The 2083-nt window shown below is 35.9% G+C and carries 2 protein-coding genes; one reads left to right on the top strand and one right to left on the bottom strand.

Features of this window, described 5'->3' with window-relative positions:
• Positions 1–167 precede the first annotated feature (167 nt).
• A complete protein-coding gene (cqsA, locus tag CAG57_RS10435) occupies positions 168–1349 on the top strand; it encodes an alpha-hydroxyketone-type quorum-sensing autoinducer synthase (protein ID WP_161433725.1) in 1182 nt (393 codons plus the stop codon).
• A 138-nt stretch (positions 1350–1487) separates the two neighbouring features.
• Here the strand turns inward: cqsA and CAG57_RS10430 are convergent.
• The coding region (locus CAG57_RS10430; RefSeq protein ID WP_237666064.1) for a response regulator at positions 1488–2083 on the bottom strand (596 nt) is incomplete at its 5' end.

Below are 2083 nucleotides of genomic sequence, written 5' to 3'. Positions count from 1 at the left end.
CAGATAGACTCCCTGAACGTACGAATGACAAATAGATAATAAATTCAATATAATAGAGTTTGCTAGCTACCGCAAAACTATAATATATCACTAATGACAATTAATTTTTTCATATCAATATATCCATTGTCAGCTGGCATTTATTAAATGTAAAAAGGATATGATCAATGAAAAATGATGTTAAAAATACGCGTCTACCTGAATTTGTTCAAAGACGTCTAGATTTATTTATCCATGATTTGATTGAGAACAATCATAATGGTAAACATCTCGTATTAGGTAAAAGACCAGCAAATAATGACATACTTTTACAAAGTAATGACTATCTCAGCTTATCCAATCACCCTCTAGTTAAAACACGATTGAAAAAAGCAATTGATGAGAGCCATGATAGCCTCTTTATGTCTGGTATCTTTCTGCAAGATGACGAAACCAAACCGCCACTTGAGAAACAATTAGCCAGTTTCGCTCAATTTGATACTTGCCTACTATCACAATCGGGATGGAATGCAAACACCGCACTATTACAGACTATCTGTTCACCAGACACGCCGGTTTATATTGATTTTTTTGCTCATATGTCTATGTGGGAAGGCGCTCGATATGCCAATGCTCAGTTGCATCCATTTATGCATAATAATTGCGATCATCTGATCAAATTAATCAAAAGACATGGCCCGGGTATCATCGCGGTAGACTCGATTTATAGCACGATAGGCACCATCGCACCACTTGTCGACCTTGTCGCAATTGCTAAGCAATATCAATGTGCCATTTTGGTTGATGAGTCCCATTCATTAGGCGTTTACGGCCCTCAAGGAGCCGGGCTACTATGTGAATTAGGGCTATCAGAACAGGTCGATTTTATGACGGTCAGCCTTGCAAAAACTTTTGCTTATCGGGCTGGAGCGATATGGGCCAATAATCATGTGGATAAATGTCTCCCCTTTGTTGGCTATCCTGCCATCTTTAGTTCTACGATTTTACCGTATGAAGTTGAAGCGTTAAGTGCAACATTAGAAGTAATCAAAGCCGCTGATGAAAAAAGAGCAAAACTGTTGCATGATGCACATACCTTACGTACAGAATTGATGCATATGGGTTTTACCATCCGTAGCCAATCTCAAATTATCGCGTTAGAAACTGGAGATGAAAGAAACACAGAAAAAGTCAGAGACTATTTAGAAGAAAATGGTGTATTTGGTGCAGTTTTTTGTCGGCCGGCGACAGCAAAAAATAAAAACATTATTCGTTTATCTTTAAACTGCTCATTAACTCAAGAGCAATTGGATAAAATTATTCATGTTTGTGGCTTGGCCATTAAAAATCCAAATTTATATTTTAAATAATCATTATACCCAAACAACTTGGAATTGCAGGTAGGCGGTAAGTACGTGAACCAACGTAGCCTCTGCAGCTTAAAGTAAGAAGCGGGGATAATGATGCTAAGTGATCAAGTATAACATTGATCACTTAGCTTGAATAAACTACAACCAGTTTGCTATTTTTTTTAATAGAATATCTTTATCTGCAGGTTTTACGATATAATCATTCATGCCATTTTTATAGATTGCATTAATTGTTTCTGAACGATCATCTCCAGTATAACCAATGATAGGAATTTTACTCTCATCGGTATTTAATTTACGAATCGCTTCTGCTGCTTTAAAACCATTCATAATGGGCATATCAAGATCCATAATGATTAGATCTACGCTTTCATTTGAAAGAATATCTAATGCATGTTTACCATTATTTGCTTGAACTATATCGTAACCCTGTTTTTCTAATAAGAGTGCCGAAAATGTTCGTAATGACTCATTATCATCCACTAACAAAATACGTCGTTGATAACAAACATCAGGACGTTTAATCAGGTTTCTATCTTCAGCCAGGTTATCCATTTCAAAAAATAGCTGATCGAACATTAGTGGACTATTCAATAATAACTGATGTAACTCGATCGGATAAACCGTTATGTAACGAGAAATATTCACTGGATAACTGTGGTTCTTATCATATAAATAACCAATTCTTGCCTCCGTGAAGTGAAATTTATTCTCTAATATATTCAATTTATCCC

This window comes from Vibrio sp. V30_P3S12P165 (assembly GCF_009904905.1).
Lineage (GTDB): Bacteria > Pseudomonadota > Gammaproteobacteria > Enterobacterales > Vibrionaceae > Vibrio > Vibrio fujianensis.
Note: the sequence above shows the minus strand (reverse complement) of the source record. Positions and strands in the feature narration are given on the sequence as shown.

Bases quoted from the DNA above. Each gene is read 5' to 3' on its own strand.
- cqsA (WP_161433725.1), top strand. From the start codon at position 168: ATGAAAAATGATGTTAAAAATACGCGTCTACCTGAATTTGTTCAAAGA.